24 protein-coding genes and 2 pseudogenes are annotated in these 21866 nt (G+C 42.4%); 9 read left to right on the top strand and 17 right to left on the bottom strand.

Annotated features, from left to right (window positions below):
* Positions 1-3: 3 nt before the first annotated feature.
* Both SB847_RS05685 and SB847_RS05690 read left to right on the top strand, forming a co-directional pair.
* Positions 4-312, top strand: a complete 309-nt coding sequence (locus tag SB847_RS05685; RefSeq protein WP_410561766.1) for a hypothetical protein — start codon at positions 4-6, stop codon at positions 310-312.
* 66 nt (positions 313-378) lie between these two features.
* Positions 379-1398, top strand: a complete 1020-nt coding sequence (locus SB847_RS05690; RefSeq protein ID WP_410561763.1) for a YncE family protein — start codon at positions 379-381, stop codon at positions 1396-1398.
* 60 nt (positions 1399-1458) lie between these two features.
* On the opposite strand, the gene SB847_RS05695 is transcribed toward SB847_RS05690, so the two are convergent.
* Positions 1459-1818, bottom strand: a complete 360-nt coding sequence (locus SB847_RS05695) for a hypothetical protein (protein ID WP_224182343.1) — start codon at positions 1816-1818, stop codon at positions 1459-1461.
* A gap of 410 nt (positions 1819-2228) precedes the next feature.
* Here SB847_RS05695 and SB847_RS05700 point away from each other — a divergent pair, with 410 nt between their 5' ends.
* On the top strand, positions 2229-2312 hold the full coding sequence (locus tag SB847_RS05700) for a putative holin-like toxin (protein ID WP_410577678.1): 84 nt from the start codon (positions 2229-2231) through the stop codon (positions 2310-2312).
* A gap of 254 nt (positions 2313-2566) precedes the next feature.
* On the opposite strand, the gene SB847_RS05705 is transcribed toward SB847_RS05700, so the two are convergent.
* Both SB847_RS05705 and SB847_RS05710 read right to left on the bottom strand, forming a co-directional pair.
* Positions 2567-3025, bottom strand: a complete 459-nt coding sequence (locus SB847_RS05705; RefSeq protein ID WP_032873346.1) for an SMI1/KNR4 family protein — start codon at positions 3023-3025, stop codon at positions 2567-2569.
* Positions 3026-3040: 15 nt separating this feature from the next.
* Complete coding sequence (locus SB847_RS05710) at positions 3041-4843, bottom strand: T7SS effector LXG polymorphic toxin (RefSeq protein ID WP_410561757.1); 1803 nt, start codon at positions 4841-4843, stop codon at positions 3041-3043.
* 171 nt (positions 4844-5014) lie between these two features.
* Here SB847_RS05710 and SB847_RS05715 point away from each other — a divergent pair, with 171 nt between their 5' ends.
* The 3 genes and pseudogenes from SB847_RS05715 to SB847_RS05725 form a co-directional block, all read left to right on the top strand.
* On the top strand, positions 5015-5965 hold the full coding sequence (locus SB847_RS05715) for a thermonuclease family protein (RefSeq protein WP_410561754.1): 951 nt from the start codon (positions 5015-5017) through the stop codon (positions 5963-5965).
* Between the two features lie 386 nt (positions 5966-6351).
* Positions 6352-8036: pseudogene (locus tag SB847_RS05720) on the top strand (recombinase family protein).
* Positions 8012-8632, top strand: a pseudogene (locus SB847_RS05725) (polysaccharide biosynthesis protein); the annotation flags it as partial. The pseudogenes SB847_RS05720 and SB847_RS05725, both read left to right, overlap by 25 nt.
* Before the next feature lie 40 nt (positions 8633-8672).
* Here SB847_RS05725 and msrB read toward each other — a convergent pair.
* Both msrB and msrA read right to left on the bottom strand, forming a co-directional pair.
* Positions 8673-9107, bottom strand: a complete 435-nt coding sequence (msrB, locus tag SB847_RS05730) for a peptide-methionine (R)-S-oxide reductase MsrB (protein ID WP_007409536.1) — start codon at positions 9105-9107, stop codon at positions 8673-8675.
* Between the two features lies 1 nt (position 9108).
* On the bottom strand, positions 9109-9642 hold the full coding sequence (msrA, locus tag SB847_RS05735) for a peptide-methionine (S)-S-oxide reductase MsrA (protein ID WP_088461024.1): 534 nt from the start codon (positions 9640-9642) through the stop codon (positions 9109-9111).
* A 128-nt stretch (positions 9643-9770) separates the two neighbouring features.
* Here msrA and SB847_RS05740 point away from each other — a divergent pair, with 128 nt between their 5' ends.
* On the top strand, positions 9771-10196 hold the full coding sequence (locus SB847_RS05740) for a MarR family transcriptional regulator (RefSeq protein ID WP_003153639.1): 426 nt from the start codon (positions 9771-9773) through the stop codon (positions 10194-10196).
* A gap of 50 nt (positions 10197-10246) precedes the next feature.
* On the opposite strand, the gene SB847_RS05745 is transcribed toward SB847_RS05740, so the two are convergent.
* The 5 genes from SB847_RS05745 to ilvA form a co-directional block, all read right to left on the bottom strand.
* The gene (locus SB847_RS05745; protein WP_029326139.1) at positions 10247-10810 is read right to left on the bottom strand and encodes a YpmS family protein; all 564 of its coding nucleotides are present in this window, start codon (positions 10808-10810) and stop codon (positions 10247-10249) included.
* A 9-nt stretch (positions 10811-10819) separates the two neighbouring features.
* Complete coding sequence (locus tag SB847_RS05750) at positions 10820-11575, bottom strand: SGNH/GDSL hydrolase family protein (protein WP_410561748.1); 756 nt, start codon at positions 11573-11575, stop codon at positions 10820-10822.
* Between the two features lie 77 nt (positions 11576-11652).
* Positions 11653-12234: an SCO family protein gene (locus tag SB847_RS05755; RefSeq protein ID WP_410561745.1), complete on the bottom strand. Its 582-nt coding sequence runs from the start codon at positions 12232-12234 to the stop codon at positions 11653-11655.
* A 98-nt stretch (positions 12235-12332) separates the two neighbouring features.
* Complete coding sequence (locus SB847_RS05760) at positions 12333-12584, bottom strand: DUF2535 family protein (RefSeq protein WP_410561742.1); 252 nt, start codon at positions 12582-12584, stop codon at positions 12333-12335.
* A gap of 92 nt (positions 12585-12676) precedes the next feature.
* Positions 12677-13945 (bottom strand): threonine ammonia-lyase IlvA, encoded by a 1269-nt coding sequence (gene ilvA, locus SB847_RS05765; RefSeq protein WP_007612085.1) that lies wholly within the window; start codon positions 13943-13945, stop codon positions 12677-12679.
* 184 nt (positions 13946-14129) lie between these two features.
* Here ilvA and SB847_RS05770 point away from each other — a divergent pair, with 184 nt between their 5' ends.
* Both SB847_RS05770 and trhA read left to right on the top strand, forming a co-directional pair.
* Entirely contained in the window at positions 14130-15122 is a 993-nt protein-coding gene (locus tag SB847_RS05770) for a sigma-54-dependent transcriptional regulator (RefSeq protein ID WP_410561738.1), read from the top strand.
* 16 nt (positions 15123-15138) lie between these two features.
* On the top strand, positions 15139-15777 hold the full coding sequence (gene trhA, locus SB847_RS05775) for a PAQR family membrane homeostasis protein TrhA (protein WP_007612091.1): 639 nt from the start codon (positions 15139-15141) through the stop codon (positions 15775-15777).
* Positions 15778-15815: 38 nt separating this feature from the next.
* Here the strand turns inward: trhA and SB847_RS05780 are convergent, their stop codons facing one another.
* The 7 genes from SB847_RS05780 to ilvD form a co-directional block, all read right to left on the bottom strand.
* Positions 15816-16439: a lysophospholipid acyltransferase family protein gene (locus SB847_RS05780; protein ID WP_021494209.1), complete on the bottom strand. Its 624-nt coding sequence runs from the start codon at positions 16437-16439 to the stop codon at positions 15816-15818.
* Positions 16440-16459: 20 nt separating this feature from the next.
* Complete coding sequence (locus SB847_RS05785) at positions 16460-16945, bottom strand: dihydrofolate reductase (RefSeq protein ID WP_007409527.1); 486 nt, start codon at positions 16943-16945, stop codon at positions 16460-16462.
* Positions 16942-17736: a thymidylate synthase gene (locus SB847_RS05790; protein ID WP_003153622.1), complete on the bottom strand. Its 795-nt coding sequence runs from the start codon at positions 17734-17736 to the stop codon at positions 16942-16944. Before SB847_RS05790 ends, SB847_RS05785 begins: the two co-directional genes overlap by 4 nt.
* Positions 17737-17835: 99 nt before the next feature.
* A complete protein-coding gene (locus SB847_RS05795; RefSeq protein ID WP_007612095.1) occupies positions 17836-18444 on the bottom strand; it encodes a YpjP family protein in 609 nt (202 codons plus the stop codon).
* A 262-nt stretch (positions 18445-18706) separates the two neighbouring features.
* On the bottom strand, positions 18707-19477 hold the full coding sequence (locus SB847_RS05800) for a class I SAM-dependent methyltransferase (protein ID WP_032870018.1): 771 nt from the start codon (positions 19475-19477) through the stop codon (positions 18707-18709).
* A 39-nt stretch (positions 19478-19516) separates the two neighbouring features.
* Positions 19517-19951, bottom strand: a complete 435-nt coding sequence (locus tag SB847_RS05805; RefSeq protein WP_003153619.1) for a BrxA/BrxB family bacilliredoxin — start codon at positions 19949-19951, stop codon at positions 19517-19519.
* 81 nt (positions 19952-20032) lie between these two features.
* A complete protein-coding gene (ilvD, locus tag SB847_RS05810) occupies positions 20033-21709 on the bottom strand; it encodes a dihydroxy-acid dehydratase (protein ID WP_410561730.1) in 1677 nt (558 codons plus the stop codon).
* Between the last annotated feature and the right edge of the window lie 157 nt (positions 21710-21866).

Here is a 21866-nt window from a genome sequence, read left to right on the forward strand (position 1 = left end):
ATTATGGAAGCATGGGCCGGAAAAGGGGTAAGGAATTATCAGAACAACTGGGGTAAGCGATTCAAAAGCAAAAAGAAACAGTATGTTAAGGGCGCAGATATCTATGATAAGGTAAAGGCCCAGAGATATGCTAGTAGTAAAACAGGTAAGCCTTATTCAGTGGCTGCAACCAAAAAAAGCACAAATAAATATTATTGCTCTAAACTTATGTTGCAATCATACAAAAACACAAAAGGAACAGACCTAGACAGTAATGGAGAAGCACCTGTCACATCTGGTATTGACCGCTCATCAAAAACTGTCTGCTCCTAATCATTTGCTTTGCAGATTTATTCTGCAAGTGTCTTTTTATTTTATGTAAAAGATAAGGAGCGTTATATGAAAAAGTCTTATGTTTTATATGGGATTTCAGGAGTTCTAATTGGTGCAATAGTTATATTGTTGATCAATGCATTCTTTATAAATAAAGGTGAACACTCTGTAAGTACTTCTAAAATTAATCCAACCGAGGATAAAATCTTTTTTATCTATTCAAATCCACTCATCAAGAAAAGCGTACTCATATCCACATCACAAGGAGAAAAATTCAATAAACGATACTTTAAGGTACCGGATATACCATATATCCAGAAAAAAACCCCCTCTTCAGACGATATCGTCTTGTTAGCTGAACATGAACCATATTATTACACATTAAAAAACAACACCATTAAGGATCATCAATTGTCAAATCCATTTGCTTTTTGGTATCAAGTAGAAGATATTTCTGTAAAAGCCTATAATGTCGACACAAATGGAAATGAACTGAAAGTAAATGATAAAAAGTTCAATAAAAAATATAGCCTGACTTTGCCCTCCCTGGTAACCATGGGAGAAAGCGATGATAAGTATATTTACGTCATTCAAGGAATGTCTTTGTACGTCATTGATAGAAAAACAGAAGAGATTATTAAAACGATTGGATTAGCTTCCTATGGAGATGTATTTGATCACTCTGAAAAATATGTTGTGGCTAGCTCAGAACATGAACTAACTGTAATCGAAAAAGGATCATGGAAATCAAAATTCATAAAATATCCGGATGATCTCGAACAAGCGGACGCTGTGTATTACGACAAAAAAAGCGGTAAATTTTACGTTACATATATTAATAAATCCGGATACGCCTGCTTACTTGAGTACGATAAAGATTTTTCTTTTGAAAAATTCGATTTAAAATTTCCGTATATGAATGCAAAGTTTAAAGATCAAAAACTTTATGTGATTTCACAAGAGGAAAACAAAAAAGGCATTGGTGGCTATATGGGGATTTTTGATATCCGTACTAAAAAGAAACTTAATGAATTTGATTTGCCTGAAGAAGAAACAAAAGTGCAGGACTTTATGGTTTTAGATTAAACATAAAGAATAAGTTGCAAAGCAAAAGCCCCTTCCTGAATAAGGGGCTTTAATTTTAAATTAAATAGATGTTTTATAAGCGTTAATGGCTTGATTTCTCAAAAGCATATTATCTTTCGTCACCATTCCAAGATTGTATGCTTGTTTGATGATATCCAGCACTTGATTATCTGTTTCAGTTACAGCTCGTCCACCCGTTATTCTGGATTTCCAGTAATCGAACTGGTGATTTAATTCTGAAGTGCTTTTAAGGTTTTGATTATCAACCACTTTTCCGTTCTCGAGCGCATCTTTAAATTCATCAAATTGAATTGAACATTGCTGATTCGAATTACTTCCTGCGCCTTCTGTCGCTAAACTGCAAAATGCTAAAAACTTAGGGTCTTTCGTAATGTTGTAAGAGTTATTAAGGCCTTCCATAACATTCACCCTCTCTCAAATTTTACAACGTTGCTGTAAATGATTTTCATGTTTTTCCCAAGTCCTTCAACTTGAATCTCATTTGAAGGAAGTTCGTTCATTGGAATTTCAATATATTTGTCCCATCCTATCACTATCCTGTTTTGCCCAAGTATAGCATCATATTTGTATATGTTTGCTTCACCTTTGTATAACAAATTTCTTCTGTTTGGTATTATTTCTTATGTTATTTATCGGTAATTCCAGCGAGGTATTTAACTTAAATACAAAAAAAGAACCTGATTCTAACATGGTTCTTTTCATTTTAGTAACTGAATGGGTTTTTAACCACATATAAATGATTCCTGTACATTAAGTATGCTCACTTAAGGGAGTCTTGCTCACTCCCTATAGAAAGGGGGGTGATGCTTATGTCACCATTTCAGGCATTAATGTTAATGCTTGCATTCGAGTCGTTTATAACCGCCCTGTTGACATATATAAATAAAAAATAGACCTCCCTTAAGCCTCAAAACCTGAAGGGATAGGTCTACTAAGAAACCGCATCGAGTAAGCCTTTTGACGGGGTGTGATCAACACCATACTCTTTTTATTTTATGCATTTCTTATTAAAGAAATACACTATAACCAGTTTATATTTTACAGTTTGATTATAACAGATTAAACGAAATCATTGGAATTATTTACAAAAAATTCATTTATTGGATAAAACCATTTTTTATAGATCACACAAGTGTAATACTTTTGCTTAAGCGTCCCAGTCTTCATCCTCAATCCAGTCGTCTTTCGCTTCTTCTAGTTCCTCTATTAAAAACTCTAGGAATGTGCTACTAACTTGTTTACCATATCCCTCTTGGTTATCCCAAAGAATGACGGGGCATTCACCATTTTTCATCTTGTTAGTATCAAGACAATAAGAAAATTCATCTACATATTCGATAACTACGAGACCATCAGAAAGGTTATAATACTTTTTATATTCATTGGTCTGTTCGACAACTTCAGCACCGTGAGAGTCATAACCGAGTATCATAGTCCCGTATGCTCCCCCTGAACCATACTCAGTCAAAAACCATTTATAGCTGCCTGGAAGGGTTACATTGAGATCCTCTTCTATTTCTTTAATCTGATCTTCAGTAACACCTCCTGTGAGAATTGAATTTTCTTTATTTTCATCAAAGAAAGTTTTTACTTTTGAATAATCCATTAAACCTTCACCTCATTATTCTTGGTTCTCAAATTGCTGAGCTCTCCATCTCCAATACCTTCTTCTGAAACTTTTATATTGTTTATCAAGTACTGGGTCATTTCTAAAACTCTGTCCATTCCCTTTCAAACCATGTAAAACATCACTGTACTTATTATGCCAGCTTTCAGGTATCTCGAGCATATTTCCAGGTTCTTCTTGAATCAAGTGATGCAAATTAATTTGGGTCCCATCTTTTGCAAACGGAGCGTTACCATTTTTCATCAGTTGAAGATTCGTAAGGCCTTTACGATTTTTTTGATTAAGATCAATATCTTTCATTGTATATACCCTACGGCTTACATCTCTAATTTTCCCTTTTGTTTTTACTTTGCCATCTATTTCATAGGCCTCATACTTCTCTTTATTTAACCAAGGGACATTTACTTTCTGACCAGTAAATGGCTTTCTCGTTCCATCCGGGATTTTCTTTGCATTGGTCAAAAGTTCATTTTTAAGGTTTTGGCTGTCAACCACATTGTATGGTACGTTATCGGCCAAAGCAAGATCATACTTAGAGTTATAAGGAAGCAAATCTGCAATCTTAACGTCTTTAATTTTCTTCCCTGCCTGTCCTGCCTTGTTTATGACCTTCCCCGCCGCATCAGCTTTGTTAACGGCTCCTGCGCCTTTCGTTCCGACGACAGCCACAGCCACTGAACCGACCGCATATGTCACCCATCTTGATCTGGAATACGCATCTCCATTTACCATATCTTTTTGATACGATACCTCAATAGCTGTTGAAATGGCATTATACGTATTAATTGGATGAGCAACTGCCCCTATGATACCTTCAACAACTTCATCAGGCTTACTGATCAGCTGCCATAAACCGGTTACCGTGTCTTTCCCGACATCATATAAACCAACGCCGGCTCCTTTTAAAATATCCCAAGTCACTTCTCCGGCTTCTTCCAGCTGTTTTGCTTGTTCAAGCTGGGTCACATATTGCTGCTGGGAAGGTTCAAGATTCTCGTAACCGATCTTCTTGGCAATCTCCAAGTATTCATCAGGATCAGTTACTCCATCAGCGAGCTTTTTTTTCAGATCCTTGATTTCCCGCTCTTTTGCTTCTTCCTTCTTAAACGTTAAATATGTGTCTGAGTGTCTTGCAATCTCGCCTTTTTTCTTATGCATGTCACTTTCTCTGTATGCCTTGGCGTTATAGTGAAGCGGAGTAGCGTTTTTCCCTTTTCCCGTAGCGTTTTGGAGCTGTTGAAAATCTGCCTGAATGAAATGTTCATTTGCCTCGGTTTCTGCGTATTCTTTCGTTAGATCGTGATCAAGCTTTCCGAGCTTATGTATGGTATCGTTCCTTTTTTTATCTGCTGACTCAAGCTTTTGATCGACATCTTCTGTCGAGAAAACATCAAGATGAATGATATCACTGATTTCATCAAGGATACCTTTCATTTCATTGCGCTGCTCCTGCATGATGGCTTTTGATGTATTCTTCGCATGAATCAGCTCGTGTTCTAAAAATGACTCTTCCACAAACGAATCGGCCAATCCGGCATCAGCTACTTTTCCAGAAATACTGTTAAGAAAAGCAATTTTCATATCGATCAAATCAAGCCAGCTGTCTGTGACACCGGCGTGATCTTGAAAGAATGCTTTAATGTTGTCTGCGCCTTTGCCTGAAAACTCACTGTCGTCTAAGTCAGCCATTCCCTGAAACGCTTTTCTGAGATTGATAAATTGTTCTCTAATCTGATCGTATTCTTTTGCTCGTTTCTCCGCTGCTGAGATTAACGAGGATGCTTCAAATACCTTCATATCTGTCTCCTTCCCACTTATTCACATCTAAATTTTACCATAGTTGTAGGTTATTCGATTTTCAAAATCAGATGTTTATCTAAAATCAAATTTACAATCTTTGGTTTTATATTTATAATTAGGAAGGTTTGTCCGATATAGAGACAGAACAAACAAATTGGGGGAATTACATTGAAGAAATGGCTGTTAGGTATTGGCGCACTATCTCTAAGCTTTTCTTTGGCTGCGTGTGGATCTGATTCTGCTTCTACAGATAAAACAGATTCAGATAAAGCTAAAACAACGCAGCAAGAAGAAAAGGATGCAAAAGAGACAAAGGCAGACACTCAATCAAATGACAAAAATGAAAAAGCCGAAAATGCTTCAAAGAAGGATTCGTCGGATAAAAAGGCGTCTGACAAAAAGAAAAAGCTGGTCGATGTAACACTTAACAGAACAGTTGATGGGAATACGATTAAAGTTAACTATAAAGGCGGCGTCAAAACTGTTCGTTATTTACTTGTTGACACGCCTAAAACTAAGAGCCCAAACTCTTGCGTACAACCATATGGTGAGGATGCTTCAGCAAGAAACAAACAGCTGGTTAACAAGGGAAAACTTCAACTGGAGTTTGATAAAGGAGATCGTACAGACAAGTATGGGAGAATGCTGGCTTACGTTTATGCAGATGGCAAATCAGTACAAGAAACACTGCTTAAAGAAGGATTAGCACGAGTAGCTTATGTATATGAGCCAAACACGAAGTATTTAGACACGTATAAGAAAGATGAGCAAGCTGCGAAAGATAAAGACTTGAAGATTTGGAGTAAGAATGGATATGCGACTGATAAAGGATTTAATGGCTGCGAAACGAAACCGAAGAAATCAGTAAGTGTATCTAAGCCGGCTCAAAAGTCAGTTACAACACGCCAATCCGAGACACATAAATCGAACTCAAGCAGTTCAGCATCAAGCAGCTCTTCTAACTCTGCACAAGCCTCCCCTTCTGCTGGAGGAACAGAACACTTTGCAAACTGCACAGAGCTGAGAAAGAAATATCCGCATGGTGTACCAAGCACTCACCCTGCTTATACATCTAAAATGGATCGGGATAATGACAACTTTGCATGTGAGAAGAATTAATTATTTTGAAGTCCTCTGGGGCTTCTTTTTTTATTTGTATATTTTCTTAGGCTAAACAAAAAAACATAAAGCGTATGAGCGAGCTCTGCGGCCCCCGTTTCACTATTTAATATCAGGACATTCAGATGAAACTGATTTGAAGAATTGTCGCACATTCTTATCTGCCACTAATGAATTGCGTTGACATTTCAAGAAATGAACAAAATAAAAACCCTGTTAATTACAGTCGGCGTTTAATTAAAAAATGAATCCGATTAGAATAGATCAATATTCAAACAATACAATCCTTACAATATTACGTTATTTTCGTATTCAATGTCAGACAGAATATTGTACGAATACTTCTCTTTTTACAGTAAATACAATAAAGAGGAGGTGCTGATTTTTTGGATTTAAAAAACATCGTTCATTCTTACAACATTACAAATATTTTGGGTTATCTTAGACGCTCTCGTCAGGATATGGAGCGAGAAAAAAGAACAGGCGAAGATACGCTAACAGAACAAAATGAACTCATGAATAAAATACTGAAGTCGATTGAAATCCCCTATGAATTAAAAATGGAAATCGGGTCAGGAGAAAGCATTGAGGGCCGCCCTGTTTTTAAAGAATGTCTTAAAGACCTCGAGGAAGGCAAGTACCAGGCAATTGCTGTTAAAGAAATAACAAGACTCAGCCGCGGGAGCTACAGTGATGCGGGACAAATTGTTAACCTTCTTCAAAGCAAGCGATTGATTATCATTACACCATATAAAGTTTATGACCCTCGAAATCCTGCAGACATGCGTCAGATTCGTTTTGAATTGTTTATGGCCAGAGAAGAATTTGAAATAACCAGAGAGCGTATGACAGGCGCTAAATACACATATGCGGCACAAGGGAAATGGATTTCCGGGCTAGCGCCTTATGGATACCGGTTAAACAAAAAAACATCCAAACTAGTCCCAGTCGAAGAAAAAGCAAAAGTCGTTCAATTCATCTTTAACATCTTTTTAAATGGGTTGAATGGAAAAGATTATAGTTATACAGCGATTGCTTCTCACTTAACAAAATTACAAATACCGACTCCATCAGGAAAAAAGCGCTGGAATCAATACACAATTAAAGCAATTCTGCAAAACGAAGCGTATATCGGAACTGTTAAATATAAGGTTAGAGAAAAAACAAAAGACGGTAAACGAACAATTAGACCTGAAAAGGAACAAATTGTAGTATCGGATGCACATGCCCCTATAATAGATCAAGAACAATTTCAACAATCACAAGAGAAAATTGCAAACAAAGTCCCCCTGCTGCCTAATAAAAATGCATTGAAATTAAGTGAATTGGCAGGCGTATGCACTTGTTCTAAGTGCGGTGAACCATTATCTAAATACGAAACTAGGCGAACGCGAGAAAACAAAAACGGCACGGAAAGTGTGTATCACGTTAAATCACTCACTTGCAAAAAGAATAAATGCACTTATGTGAGATATAACGATGTTGAAAATGCCATTCTGGATTACCTCTCTTCTTTAAGCAACTTAGATAATAAGACTTTAACAAAACATATCATTTCAATGATTTCTAAATACGAAGACGTAAATAGTAATGTGAAAACAAAGAAGCAAATGTCTGAACATCTCTCACAAAAAGAACAAGAGTTAAAAAACAAAGAGAATTTTATCTTTGAAAAATATGAGAGCGGCATTTACACTGATGAACTTTTTTTGAAGAGAAAAGCTGTTTTAGATGAAGAATTTAAAGAACTCCAGATTGCTAAGCATGAGCTCAATGGAACTCAAGAAGCGCAATCAGAAATAGACAGTAATACAGTCAGAAACAACATAAATAAGATAATTGATCAATATCACATTGAAACAAGCACAGAGAAAAAGAACTCGCTATTAAGAATGGTCTTCAAAGAAGTTATCGTTACGATGACACAAAAAAGAAAAGGGCCAATTCCGGCTCAGTTTGAAATCACCCCTATCCTGAGGTTTAATTTTTCGTTTTCGACCTCACCGTCACTGATAGTCCCTCACAATACAGTAAATACCTTAAAAAACCGATAAAGCCGTTTCCCCGGTAAACACAATGGGAGCTACGAAGCTGTTGTCCGAGAAGCTGTTTCATCAGGCGAATCATCATGTTCAAAACCGCGGTACGGTATTTTGTTCGGTCCGCTTCGGCAATGTGCTAGGTTCACGCGGTTCCGTTATTCCTATTTTATTTGAGCAGTTGATGGCAGGCGGTCCGCTCACCATTACAGATAAAAACATGACGAGGTTTTTTATGTCGATTGATGATGCCGCAACGCTCACCCTGCAATCTGCGGCGATTACAAAGGGCGGAGAAACGTTTATTTTTAAAATGGAGTCCCTGAGGCTCGAAGAACTGCTTCACGGGTTTGAGGAATATGCGTCCCGGCACGGGCTGCCGCGCCCCGCCGCTGTTGAAGTGGGAAAACGTCCCGGTGAGAAGCTTCATGAAGAACTGACCTCTCCTCATGAGACGGAATCTTTATATGAATGGGGCAATCTTTACGCGATATTGCCCGACCCCGCCAAACATCCGGAATTTCGGAAGGTCAATCTCCCCAGATATCAATCCGATCAAGCGCCGCTCATCACAAAAGACACAATCGTAAAGATTATTGAACGATTACATGAAGAAAAAAAAACATAGAAAAAAGGCCTGTCTGATAGGCAGGCCTCATTGCTGAGCTCTATTTTTCAAATAAATGCAGGCAGGCTTCATAGCCCTCTTCCTTCAGCTTGTCTTTCGGAATAAACCGGAGTGCCGCAGAGTTAATGCAATAACGGAGACCGCTTGGCCCCGGGCCGTCATTAAATACATGGCCTAAGTGGGAATCCGCTGTTTTGCTTCTCACTTCCGTCCGGATCATCCCGTGGCTTGTGTCCAGTTTTTCGTCAACCTCTTCTTCCTCAATCGGTTTTGTAAAACTGGGCCAGCCGCAATGAGAATCGAATTTATCCAGAGAAGTAAACAAGGGCTTTCCCGATACGATATCAACATACAGCCCCTCTTCTTTGTGATCCCAGAATTCATTTTGAAACGGCGGCTCCGTTCCGTTATTTTGTGTGACTTCATATTGCATGCGGTTTAATGATTTGATTTTTTCTTCTTTATTAAAAGCCATCTTATCTGTCCCTCCAATGCTCATCCAGAAAGCCTTGACGTCCGGAACCTACACGGTAGCGCCCGTAGTGATCAGGATTTTTCTTATAAAAGTGCTGATGATAGCCTTCCGCTTCATAAAAAGGCTCAGCCTTTAAAATGTCTGTCACGATCGGCTTTTTAAATATGCCGCTTTCTTCAAGCTGTTTTTTTGAGGCTTCAGCGATATGTTTTTGTTCATCATTATGGTAATATATCGCCGCCCGATATGAACTTCCGCGGTCTGCAAACTGGCCGCCTGCATCAGTCGGGTCGATCTGCTGCCAAAACAGCTCGACAAGCTTTTCATACGGATAAATGTCAGGTTGAAATGTGATTTGAACGGCTTCTCTGTGTCCGGTCGTTTCACTGCACACTTCTTCGTAAGTCGGATTCTCAGTATGGCCTCCTGTATAGCCGGACACCACCTTTTCAATTCCGGGCTGTTCGTCAAACGGCTTCACCATGCACCAAAAACAGCCGCCTGCAAATGTGGCGATTTCTTTTTTTTCTGACATACGGGTGCCCTCCTTTGTTCATACGTGGTATTATTATATTATAGCATGTATAAACAGAATAAAAATAATTCTGCTTTCAGGGGAAGCTAAACGAATGCCACGCTGACTACATATTGGAGGTTCATGATTTGAAAGTAAGGACACAAATGATGTATGATATGGAAGCTTTGCTTCGAAAAGTGTTTAAACAAATCAGAAATGAAGTTAATGAAATTCTAGATAAAGAGCTGTCCAGGAACGAATTCACCATTTTGCGGATTCTCAGTGAACAAGGGCCTAAAAAAGTAACGGAATTCGCCCCTATTCTTGAGGTTTCCGCAAGCCACATTACCGCAGTGACCGACGCTTTAGTAGAAAAGGAATGGATCACCCGCATCCGTTCTAAAGAGGACAGGCGAATTATCAGAATCCATATTACGGAAGCCGGGGAGAAAATTGTCGATCATTTCAATCAGAAAAAAACAGAATACTTTTTTAAACGGTTTGACTGCTACTCTGATGAAGAGCTTGCAACGTTAATCAAACTGTTCAGCAAGCTAGACAAAAAACGCTGACACGAAAAAACACAAATCCCTGAAAGGATCTGTGTTTTTTTTATGAAAACTTATTGTTTCGGATGATAATAGGAAAATTCAATTTCATCCGTGTCGAGATTGATTTTATCCGCTTTTACATACATGCCGTTGTCTAAAGGCATTTCTGACAGACGGATCTCGATGCTTTTATCCCCCGAATGAACGTGCACAAATGACGGGAGTTCATAAAAGCTGTCCATATAATTCAGCACAAAGCTGATCGGCAGGCTTAATTCGCCTAATGAAAACTTCGTCACTTTCAAAACCACATCTCCGTTCTCCTGTACGGACGGTTCAAATGTGACGACCGCATTAATGGAGGTTGAGAATGCTTTGATTTTACCAGCCACGTGCACATCGTTATTGATGTCCACTTTGTAGTCAAGCTGATTCGATGCCTTCTCTTTTAAGTACGCATTCACAAACCTGGCAAGAGATTCTTTGGAGCTTGTGATATGAAAGCCGTACTCACTTTTTGTCTGATCTTGTATTTTCGCCTGCTCTCCCGGCATAACCAATAATGTCACAATTACCGCGGCGGCAATCACATTGAGTGCGAGAAGAACAAAAAACAGCGATTTCCACTTTTTCATCATTTCACCCTATTCTGCTGGTAACCCTTGTTTTTCAATGATGCCGTATAATCGATCGGCGATGAGTGCATATCCTTTTGCGTTCGGATGAAAATCATCATCCTTTGAAATCCGTCTGCTGCCGCTTTTTTGACTGAACAAGTCTTCAACATTCACCGCGGCGGCGTGAGGGTCTTTTTCCAGCTCTTTTGCGGCGATCTTGTTCCAATCCGTTACAACCCCATTAATTTCTTTTAATTCAGGCAGCGTAAACGTGAATGGATTATACATGCTGACATACACCAGCTCTGCGTTTTTATTATATTTGCGGATTTTTGAAACGATCGCCTTGAACCGTTTTTCAAAAGGTTTCTCTTCCTTTTGGAACGGCTGAACCGTCAGCTGCATCATATTCTGGCGGAGCACCTTCATTAAGTCATTTCCGCCGATGGTAAAAAAGATATAGTCGGCGCTCTTTAATGATTTCTGAACTTTTTTATTATCAAGCTTTTCCAGCAGGTCCGACGTTTTGTCGCCCTGCACCGCATAATTTTTAATATCTACCGTTTTCACATGTCCCTTTTTCTTAAGAGACTCCGCTGCCCTGCCGACGTATCCTGAACCGTCAGGATCTCCTACTCCTTCAGTCAATGAATCACCGACCGCAACTATGACAATATGATCTTTCGTTTTCGGTTCTTCTGTGTCAGAACCGGTGCGCTGGACAGAACAAGCTGATAAAAGCAAAGCCAGTCCGGCGATCAATGAGAACATTCGCAGCTTCAATCTGGTTGCTCCTTCCCCGTCTACTAGTGGAAAGTGTAACATGTTTTTTCAGTTTTGAAAATGTCTAATCTGCCAGTTTACTTGAGCTCCTCAGCCGCTCTGACATCTGAGAGGATGTCATCATACGGAACTTTCTGCACGCCGTCATAATCTTTAAGCACCTTGCCGTCAGGTCCGACTAAATAAAAAGAAGTTTGATGTATGACCTGGTCCTCTCCCTCCGGCTTTTTGACGATTGCTTTAAAGCTGTTCAGCGCAAAATCTTCAATGTCCTTTTGGCTGTAACCGGTCAGAAAATCCCAGTTGCGAAGCGAAAGCGGATATTTGGAAGCAAATGCTTTCAGCTGTTTCGGCTTATCATTTTCAGGATCTACACTGAACGACACAATCCGCACGTCCAGGTTCTCAGCCTTCAGTTTTTTTTGCAGTTCGGTCATGTGGGCCGTCATCGGCGGACAGACTGTATTACAATTTGTAAACATAAAGTCGGCAATCCAGACATGCCCCTTCAGGCTTTTCAGTGACACTGTTTTTCCGTCTTGGTTTTGATATGAAAACGGCTCAATCTGATAGTTCAGCGGGTCTTTTATCGTTTTCCCCCCGCAGGCGCACAAGAGCAGCAAACAAAAGACGGCAGCGAAGATTTTCATTTTTTTCATTTCCATTCCCCCCATGGATAAAACGCTTACAGCATTCATCATAAAAAAATTCCCGCACCCTCCCTTATCAAAAGGAAGGCGCTAAGGAATATGCACCGTTATGCGTTATGTTTTAAAATCTCTTGGTTGAAAACGGCCTCGTAATCTTTCCACTTCATACGGCGCTTGACAAATTGTCGGAATGAATACACTGTTCTCACACTTTGTGAAGCAAAAACCTCTCTCAAATAAAGCTCAAGGTGCTGATGAATTTGAAAAAAATAATGTTCACCTTCTGTGACAACCGGTATTTCTGTCACTTTTACCTGAATCCCGTCCTGTCGTTTGAACTCTAGGCTTTTGAGTAACAAGATATCAATCCTTCTTTTTCGATTGTTTTCTTTTTATTATATACAATCTGAGAAAGCGTGTCTGTCATTTTGCGCGGCCGTTCTAAAAAAAGTCAGATTAACAGGTGGAACAGATCCTGATCTTTATTCACCTCTACGTAATGAAATCCTTTTTGATTCATCCGGGCAATGAGTGCGCCGTAATCTTCCCGATGCTTGAGCTCAATGCCGACCAATGCGGGGCCGCTGCTTTTGTTATTTTTTTTCGTGTATTCAAACCGGGTGATGTCATCATCAGGCCCGAGCACTTCATCAAGGTATTCGCGAAGCGCTCCCGCCCTTTGCGGGAAATTAACGATAAAATAATGCTGCAGCCCCTCGTAAATCATGGAGCGTTCCTTCATCTCCTGCATTCTGCCGATGTCATTATTCCCTCCGCTGACCATGCAGATGACGTTTTTCCCTTTAATCTCTTCCTTGTACAGATCAAGTGCTGACACGGACAATGCACCCGCCGGTTCAGCCACGATGGCGCATTGATTATATAATTCAAGAATCGTGCTGCACACTTTTCCTTCCGGGACAAGCACAACGTCATCGACGACGGTTTCGAGCGTTTGAAAGGTTTCGGCGCCGATTTTTTTTACGGCCGCCCCATCGACAAATTTATCAATTTTCTCAAGTTCAACCACTTGTCCGGCTTTTTTCGATTCAAAATAGGAGGCTGCGCCCTTCGGCTCTACCGCTATGATTTTTGTATCCGGCGAGATGTTTTTCATGTACGTGCCGAGCCCGGACAGGAGTCCTCCTCCCCCTACGCTTGCAAAAAGAAAATGCGGTTCAACGTCAATGTCATTTAAAATTTCGATGGCAGCCGTTCCCTGTCCGGCCATGACATCGGGATCGTCAAACGGATGAATAAACGTGCGGTTTTCTTTTTCACAGCATTCCGCAGAACTCTTATACGCATCATCGAAAGTGTCACCCGTCAATATGATTTCAACAAATTCTTTTCCGAACAGTTCCACTTGGGATACTTTCTGTCTCGGTGTGGTTGACGGCATAAAAATCTTGCCGTGAATGCCGAGGTGTTTGCATGAAAACGCAACCCCCTGCGCATGGTTTCCCGCACTTGCGCATACAATTCCGTTTTCAGTCTGCTCTTTTGAGAGCTGCCTCATTTTATTATAAGCCCCTCTGAGCTTAAATGATCTGACCACCTGCAGGTCTTCCCTTTTCAAATAGATATTGCAGCCATACCTCTCAGAAAGTCTGTCATTCCTCTGCAAAGGCGTATGTATCACAACGTCCTTTACATTTTGGTGCGCTTTTAAAATGTCTTTTACCTGGATGAGAGAGTCTTCTTTAAGCAACGGTTTCATTTACAGAGTCCTTTCTTATTTAAATCCCTATTTAATATGCCATTATAACATGAATATTCAAATAATAAGATAATTATTTTAATTTTGTAAATAAAAATAAATGAACCGATACAAGAGAAAAAGATATTTTCGATCGCACAAACGTGTTATACTTAAACCAATTAGAACCAAAAGGAGCCAATTTATGAGTGTAATTGAACAAACTGATCCTTTTTATCAGCTGGCCGGCGAACATCACACCTTTTTAGAAGCGAAACGGTTGGCCTCGCAATTTGCCTTATCTGATTTGCCGGTCTTCATAACAGGTGAAGTCGGAACCGGAAAAAAACAAATGGCCAGAGCGATCCATCATAAATCCTGCAGAAACAGCGAACTATTTATTACCGTTCACTGCAGCCAAAACGAAGAGCGGCTCGAATATGAACTGTTCAGCGCTGAAGGTGCATTAAACAGGGCCCGCCGCGGAACATTATTCTTATATGAAATCGGAGACATGCCGCTCTCGGTACAGACCCGCCTTCTTTCCGAGCTGGACGCCGGAATTTCCGCCCGCATCATTGCAAGCAGCACGGCGGATCTTGGCGATACTGGCGCAGAAAATACGTTCAGCCAAGATTTATTTTACAGGCTTCACGTGTTATGCCTTCCGCTCCCTGCTTTATCTGAACGAAAAAGCGATATACCGCTTCTTTTGCAGCATATGCTGACATCCACGGGACAGCATGTTCATATCGATCCGTCCGTTTATCCACTGTTTGAGCGGCACACCTTTAACGGCAACATCAGAGAACTTCAAAATGCGGCGTACTATATGGCCGCGGCAGCATCCGGCAGCACGATTTATCCCGATGATGTCCCGCTGTATATCAAAAACAGCCAGAAAGCGAAAACAGCTAAGAAAAAAGAAAAACGGCTGACATTGATGGAGAAAGAAGAGTTTTTGTTTATTTTGGAATCAATTAAAGACTTAAATACAAAGGGCGAACCCGCCAGCAGACGGAGCATATCCGAATTAAGCGAAAACAGCACAATGACATTATCGCCCCAGCAGGTCAGAAACAGGCTTGATTACTTAGAAAAGATGAACTATGTGACAAAAGGCCGAGGACGCGCAGGAACAAAAATTACATTAGAAGGGTTGAGCTTTTTGCAGTCACTGCAAAAACAAATCCTTTAAAAAGGAGGACATTTGATTGTTCACAATAAAAGAAGAAATCGCAAATGCCGTCACACACGGAATCGGTGTATTGCTGTCGATTCCGGCGCTTATTTTTCTCATTATCTTCGCGGTGAAATACGGCTCGCCGACAGACATCGTCAGCTTTTCAATCTTTGGTGCTTCAATGCTGCTGCTGTATCTCAGCTCGACTCTTTTGCACAGCATTCAGCATAAAAAAACGAAAGACATTCTTGAAATTGTGGATCATTCCGCGATATACGTATTAATAGCCGGAACATATACGCCATTTTTATTAGGACCCCTTAAAGGGGCGCTCGGTCTGACCCTTTTAATTATTGTTTGGTCGCTTGCCATCGGAGGCATCGTGTTTAAAATCTTTTTCGTGAAGCGGTTTATCATTTTTTCAACGCTTGTCTATTTATTGATGGGCTGGCTGATCATCGTCGCCATTAAACCGCTGTACGCTTCGCTGTCAGGCCCCGGTTTCGGCCTTCTTCTTTTCGGCGGCTTATTGTATTCCGCCGGCACAATATTTTATATTTGGAGAAAGGTTCCGTATCATCACGCCATTTGGCACAGTTTTGTTTTAGGCGGCAGCGCCTCGATGTTTTTCTGTATTTTGTTTTATTGCGTCAAAGTTCCCTTTATCTGAAATAAAAAAGCACAGCCTCTCTATAGACTGTGCTTTTTTTATGCACGGAGCCGTTTCTGACCGGCCGGATAATAAGCGGGCTTTATATGTAATTCAATGTCAGCCGGCTTCAGCCGTTTCAGTAATCTGCCCCGCAGCAGCCGGTCTGTTCCCGAAGTGCTGACGGGCACAATCGGGAGATCGAAACGAAGAGCCAGTTCCTCCGGATTGATTTTGCCGTCTTCAGACAGAATCAGACTTTGTCCTTTTTGCAGACGGACTTCCGCCTCCTGAAACACGGCGTCCCGGCTGTCTCCGTCACAAATGACACCCATCAGCCGCAGCCAATTTCCGAGAAACGGCATCCGGAAAGCTTTCTCGCCAGCGATAAAACCAGCCGGCTCTTCAAGATGTCCCGCAAGCAGCAGAAGATCAGCCGGGCGCAATCTGGGATGCACATACAATACGGGGCCGTCCGGGATCGGCTGATCATGATGAATGCCGATTGCCGATCCCGATACGTCAATGCAGCCTCTCATAAAGGCTTTCGGCCGCTCATATACCAGCCTCATCTGTTTTTGAAAAGAAAGCCGCGGGTCAAGCTCTTTTTGATTGATATATTCCTGAATATTTTTCATGAACATAAATACAACGTACATCACAAGGCAGCCGTAACGAATCAATTCTTGTCCCCCTGCTTAAATCAATTCTTTTTCTCGTATACAAGGTACTCATAATCGTAAGGGTTTTTTTCATCTTTTACTCCCTGTTTGCGGGATGTCAATTCCCATTCAGCTTCATTAAATTCCGGAAAAAAACGGTCTCCTTCAAAGACATGGTGAATTTTTGTCATGTAGAGTCTGTCCGCATAAGGAAAGAGCGCACTGTACAGCTGGGCGCCGCCGATCACAAAGCATTCTTCATCCGCCGGGATCAGCTTGAGCACTTCCTCAGCCGAGTCGGCAGTAATACAGCCCGGGAATAAAGATTCGTCCCGTGAGGTTACAACGATGTTACGCCGGTTCGGAAGCGGGCGTCCGATTGATTCAAACGTTTTCCGCCCCATTACAATGGTGTGACCCGTCGTCACTTTTTTGAAATATGCGAGATCATCGGGAAGGTGCCAAGGCAGATCGTTATCTTTTCCGATCAGCCGGTTTTCATCCATCGCAAAAATAAACGAAATCATACGCTGACAGCTCCTTTTATGTGCGGATGCGGGTCATAATCCTCAATGATAAAGTCTTCAAACGTAAAATCAAAAATAGAATCAACATTTCGCGCAAACCGCAGTTTCGGCAGCGGACGGACATCCCTTGTAAGCTGCAAATTCACCTGCTCCACATGGTTTTGGTAAATGTGGACGTCTCCGAATGTATGAACAAACTCACCCGGTTCAAGCCCCGTCACATGCGCGATCATCATTGTTAAAAGCGCATAAGACGCAATATTAAACGGCACGCCGAGAAAGACATCCGCTGAGCGCTGATAAAGCTGGCACGACAGTTTTCCGTCCGCGACATAAAACTGAAACAGGCAGTGGCAAGGCGGAAGCGCCATATGATCAATTTCGCCGACATTCCAGGCGCTGACGATTAAACGTCTGGAATTCGGGTTTGTCTTGATGTCGTGAATCAGCCGGGAGATTTGATCAATGGTCTCGCCGTCCGCTCCGCGCCATGAACGCCATTGAGAACCGTAAACCGGTCCGAGTTCTCCGTTTTCATCCGCCCATTCGTTCCAGATGCGGACTCCGTTTTCCTGAAGGTAGCGGACATTCGTATCTCCTTTTAAAAACCAAAGCAGCTCATGCGCGATGGACTTAAAATGGAGCTTTTTCGTCGTAAGCATCGGGAAACCTTCCTGAAGGTTAAACCGCATTTGGTAGCCGAACGTGCTGATCGTACCCGTTCCCGTACGGTCTCCTTTTTTTTCTCCGTTTTCTAACACATGACGGCACAAATCTTTATATTGTTTCATTTTTTTCATCCTTTTAAAGTAGTCTTTTAGTAGTGTAACACAATAAAAAATCATTTCTGCAAAATTTCTCAGAAATGATTTTTTTATTTCTTCTCGCTATTACACGCTCATCCAGTCAGGCGGCGTATTGCGGTCCCAGTAAATGCTGCCGAGCTCATGATGTGATTGAAATCCGTCTTCAGCGGTATGGTAATGAAAATTAAACCAGTAGCCGTCTTGCGGAGGATGATCCCGGCGGACGTGGAACCTTAAAAGATCTTCACCCGTCAGCCTGTTATACACATGAAAAATTTTTTCAGTTTTTCCGGCCGACGGTTTGCTGGAAATAACCACATCCTGATACGCTTCATCATCTTGAAACTTGGCTAAATGTCCTGTGATCACATCTTCGATTTTCGGCAGAATTTCACTTCTGTAATCATCTTCAATGACCGGAGAGATTTTGCTGCCGAATTTTAAAAATGATTGATTTTCAGCATCACCGAGAAGCTGCTGCTGATACGATTGAAACAGTAATTCAGGCTCCCGCCCTGCCTTATCTTCTCCCGGCAGGGCGTGTTCATCATAAAAAGCGGTGTAATCATTCTGCTCAAGACTGCTCGACTGTCCTGAAGGCTTGTCTGTCATCAAAGCAGCCGGAGGAGACACGAGTCCGAACGTTACAATGGTAAACAGAACCACAAGGGTCTTTTTCATCCACAATTTCATGACAGATTGTTCCCCTCTGTTTTATTGTCCTCTTTTCCTTTATTTTAGCATAGATGAAAGCGCGGCGTCATGTCCGGCAGCGTATTATCATGCAATATGGGAAATTGGTAACTGTGACCGAGCGGATAAACCGCTTACAATAAGAAGGAGAAAAAGGAGGGGATGAGATGATTAACGCTTTATTTGCGACTGTATCACTTCTCACGCTGCTTTATTTTGTCGTTATGGAAATCACTGATTAACGAAAAAGAAGCCCATGATATCATGAGCTCACATGGATGACACCAAAGTGGAAAAGCGCCGTCTTTCTTTTCAGCACCTTGAAGCCGTATCGTTCAAACCGCGGGCTTTTCCAATGGTCTTTAAGCACTACGCATTTTTTCGCCGCCCGGACGGCTTGCGTGATGCACTCTTCGTTAAAACCCTCTTCTGCCAGCGCGCGGAGCGGTGCAATGCCGTCTGACGTTTCAACAGGTTCGTGAAACATCGGGTCAAAATAAATGACATCTACCGATGAATCAGGAAGCTCCCGCAAATAATCGGCGCAGTCGGCATGTTTGACCTGAATGCGTTTCATGGCGGTTTGGAGCTGCTCCATTCCGGTTTCCCACGTTTGAAGTCCTGTTTCTACAAGCAATGAGACAAGCTTGTTTTTCTCCAGGCCGATGACTTGTCCGCTTTTTCCGACTGCCAGGCTTGCCAAAATCGCATCGGATGCCAGGCCGAGCGTACAATCTAAAAAGGAATCCCCTTCGCGTAATCCGGCTGCTTTTAACAACGGCTCGGCTTCCCCTCTCAAAAACCGCTTTGCGCGGAACATCGCTGTATTCGGGTGAAAAAAGAACTTCTCCCCTTGCTTCGTGTAAAGTTCGAACCGTTCCTTTCCGATGACTAAAAGATCGCTAGCCGCTCGTTCCAGCATTTTTTCAATGGGCTGTTTATTGCGGCTGCAGTAAGTGTCACCCAGCTTGACACTGAGTGACTGCGCTGTGTGTATCGTATATTCGCTTGGTCTGTAACTCGTTGTGATCATTTTTTTCTCCAAAAAGAAAATGCCCGGAATTCGGGCATTTCAGCAGTGCGCATCGAAGGCATCCGTCAGATTTTTCATAATTTCCTCCATGTCATGCCCTTCGATTTCGTGGCGGGGAATAAAATGAACGACCTCTTTCCCTTTTAACAGCGCCATTGAAGGCGAGGAAGGTTCCTGCCCCGTAAAATATTCACGCATTTTTGCAGTTGCGTCTTTATCTTGACCGGCAAATACGGTAACCGTATGATCAGGCGCTTTTTCATGCTGTAAAACAGCCTGAGTCGCAGCCGGACGGGCAAGACCGGCTGCACAGCCGCACACGGAGTTGACAACGACCAAAGTCGTGCCCTCTGCCTGTTCCATAAAGCTTTCTACTTCTTCAGCAGTCGTTAATTCCTGAAAACCCGCACCCGTCAGCTCACGGCGCATCGGCACGACCAGCTGGCGCATATATTCTTCATAAGCCATTGACATAAAAAAGCCCCCTCTAAAATCCTTATATGAAGTCAAGGATACTATAGAGGGGGCCGGAATTCAATTGTTCAGGCCTCTGTTTTATATTTTCATGATTCCGCCTGTATTGGCGCTTGTTACGAGTTTGGAATACCGGGCTAGATATCCTGTTTTTACTTTCGGCTCGAAGCCTTTCCATTCGGCCTTGCGTTTTTCCCATTCTTCTTCAGCCACTTGTACGTCCAAAATCCGTTTTTCTATGTCAACGATGACATGGTCGCCGTTTTCTACGAATGCGAGCGGGCCGCCTTCAGCCGCTTCAGGCGATACGTGCCCGATTGAAAGGCCGCGGGACGCTCCTGAAAAACGGCCGTCTGTAATAAGCGCCACTTTCGGGCCAAGCCCCATTCCGACAATCTGAGAAGTCGGAGCGAGCATCTCCGGCATGCCCGGGCCGCCCTTTGGCCCTTCATAACGGATAATGACAACATCTCCTGCTTTGACTCTGCGGTTTATAATGCCCTCAAGCGCCGCATCCTGTGAATCAAAGACGACAGCGGGCCCTTCATGTCTTGTAATCCCGTCCTGTACGCCGCCTGTTTTGATAATGGCGCCGTCCGGAGCCAGATTCCCAAATAGGACGGCCAAACCGCCTTTTTCGGTAAACGGATTGTCAATCGGATGAATCACGTCATAATCCTTTACTTCATGACCCGCAATTGTTTCTCCGAGTGTGCGGCCTGTTACAGTCAGCGCGTCAAGATGAAGCGCTCCTTCTTTTTTCGCCAATTCATTAAGGGCCGCCGAGACTCCGCCCGCTTCGTGCAGATCTTCAATGTAGACGTCCGAGGCCGGCGCCAATTTCGATAAGTGAGGCACTCGTTCAGCCACTTCGTTAATGCGTTCTAAAGAATACTCAACCCCAGCTTCGTTGGCAAGCGCAAGCGTATGCAGCACTGTGTTGGTTGAGCCGCCGAGGGCCATGTCTAACGCAAACGCGTTGTCAATCGCTTTTTCGGTGACGATATCGCGCGGCTTAATGTCTTTTTTGATGGTCTCCATCAATTGAGCCGCTGATTTCCTCACAAACTCTCTTCTCTCCGGTGAAGTTGCTAGAATTGTTCCGTTTCCAGGAAGCGCCATACCGAGCGCTTCAGACAGACAGTTCATGGAGTTTGCCGTAAACATGCCCGAACAAGATCCGCACGTCGGGCAGCCGAACTGTTCCAGCTCCTGCAGGTCGCTTTCACCGATTTTCCCGGCTTGATATGCGCCGACGCCTTCAAATACTGAAGAAAGCGAAATTTTGCGGCCGTCGCTTGTGCGGCCGGCTGCCATCGGCCCCCCGCTGACAAAAATGGTCGGAATATTAATCCGCATAGCCGCCATCAGCATTCCCGGCGTAATTTTGTCGCAGTTCGGAATGCAGACCATTCCGTCAAACCAGTGAGCCGAGACGACCGTTTCAACTGAATCGGCAATGATTTCGCGGCTCGGCAGCGAATATCTCATACCGATATGCCCCATCGCAATTCCGTCATCTACTCCGATCGTGTTAAATTCAAAAGGCACACCGCCCGCTTCCCTGATTGCTTCTTTTACGATTTTTCCAAATTCCTGCAGGTGAACATGCCCGGGAACGATATCGATGTATGAATTACAGACCGCGATAAACGGTTTGCCGAAGTCTTCTTCTTTTACGCCGGCAGCGCGAAGAAGGCTGCGGTGCGGCGCTCTGTCAATTCCCTGTGTGATCATGTTGCTGCGTAATTCTGCCATGGTGATCCCCCTACTGTTTTTAGACTGTGCATTATTTTTAAAATTTTCAGTTTATTCTAGGGCGTGTTCTGCAAATTTTACAGTGTCTTTGCCCTGTCTCGCTTTTCTATTCTTTCTGTATTTCGATAAAAACCCTCCAACAATTAATATTGTACTT

Source organism: Bacillus sp. SIMBA_026 (assembly GCF_046535335.1).
Taxonomy (GTDB): domain Bacteria; phylum Bacillota; class Bacilli; order Bacillales; family Bacillaceae; genus Bacillus; species Bacillus velezensis.

What these genes read in the sequence shown, in the direction of transcription:
- SB847_RS05805 (WP_003153619.1), bottom strand. Translation starts at nt 19,951, where the DNA reads ATGTCAATGGCTTATGAAGAATATATGCGCCAGCTGGTCGTGCCGATG.
- SB847_RS05705 (WP_032873346.1), bottom strand. Translation starts at nt 3,025, where the DNA reads ATGGATTATTCAAAAGTAAAAACTTTCTTTGATGAAAATAAAGAAAAT.
- SB847_RS05790 (WP_003153622.1), bottom strand. Translation starts at nt 17,736, where the DNA reads ATGAAACAATATAAAGATTTGTGCCGTCATGTGTTAGAAAACGGAGAA.
- SB847_RS05795 (WP_007612095.1), bottom strand. Translation starts at nt 18,444, where the DNA reads ATGAAATTGTGGATGAAAAAGACCCTTGTGGTTCTGTTTACCATTGTA.
- SB847_RS05685 (WP_410561766.1), top strand. Translation starts at nt 4, where the DNA reads ATGGAAGCATGGGCCGGAAAAGGGGTAAGGAATTATCAGAACAACTGG.
- msrA (WP_088461024.1), bottom strand. Translation starts at nt 9,642, where the DNA reads ATGTCAGAAAAAAAAGAAATCGCCACATTTGCAGGCGGCTGTTTTTGG.
- SB847_RS05700 (WP_410577678.1), top strand. Translation starts at nt 2,229, where the DNA reads ATGTCACCATTTCAGGCATTAATGTTAATGCTTGCATTCGAGTCGTTT.
- SB847_RS05745 (WP_029326139.1), bottom strand. Translation starts at nt 10,810, where the DNA reads ATGAAAAAGTGGAAATCGCTGTTTTTTGTTCTTCTCGCACTCAATGTG.
- SB847_RS05800 (WP_032870018.1), bottom strand. Translation starts at nt 19,477, where the DNA reads ATGATCACAACGAGTTACAGACCAAGCGAATATACGATACACACAGCG.
- SB847_RS05690 (WP_410561763.1), top strand. Translation starts at nt 379, where the DNA reads ATGAAAAAGTCTTATGTTTTATATGGGATTTCAGGAGTTCTAATTGGT.
- SB847_RS05755 (WP_410561745.1), bottom strand. Translation starts at nt 12,234, where the DNA reads ATGAAAAAAATGAAAATCTTCGCTGCCGTCTTTTGTTTGCTGCTCTTG.
- SB847_RS05695 (WP_224182343.1), bottom strand. Translation starts at nt 1,818, where the DNA reads ATGGAAGGCCTTAATAACTCTTACAACATTACGAAAGACCCTAAGTTT.
- ilvA (WP_007612085.1), bottom strand. Translation starts at nt 13,945, where the DNA reads ATGAAACCGTTGCTTAAAGAAGACTCTCTCATCCAGGTAAAAGACATT.
- SB847_RS05710 (WP_410561757.1), bottom strand. Translation starts at nt 4,843, where the DNA reads ATGAAGGTATTTGAAGCATCCTCGTTAATCTCAGCAGCGGAGAAACGA.
- SB847_RS05770 (WP_410561738.1), top strand. Translation starts at nt 14,130, where the DNA reads ATGAGTGTAATTGAACAAACTGATCCTTTTTATCAGCTGGCCGGCGAA.
- msrB (WP_007409536.1), bottom strand. Translation starts at nt 9,107, where the DNA reads ATGGCTTTTAATAAAGAAGAAAAAATCAAATCATTAAACCGCATGCAA.
- ilvD (WP_410561730.1), bottom strand. Translation starts at nt 21,709, where the DNA reads ATGGCAGAATTACGCAGCAACATGATCACACAGGGAATTGACAGAGCG.
- SB847_RS05785 (WP_007409527.1), bottom strand. Translation starts at nt 16,945, where the DNA reads ATGATTTCGTTTATTTTTGCGATGGATGAAAACCGGCTGATCGGAAAA.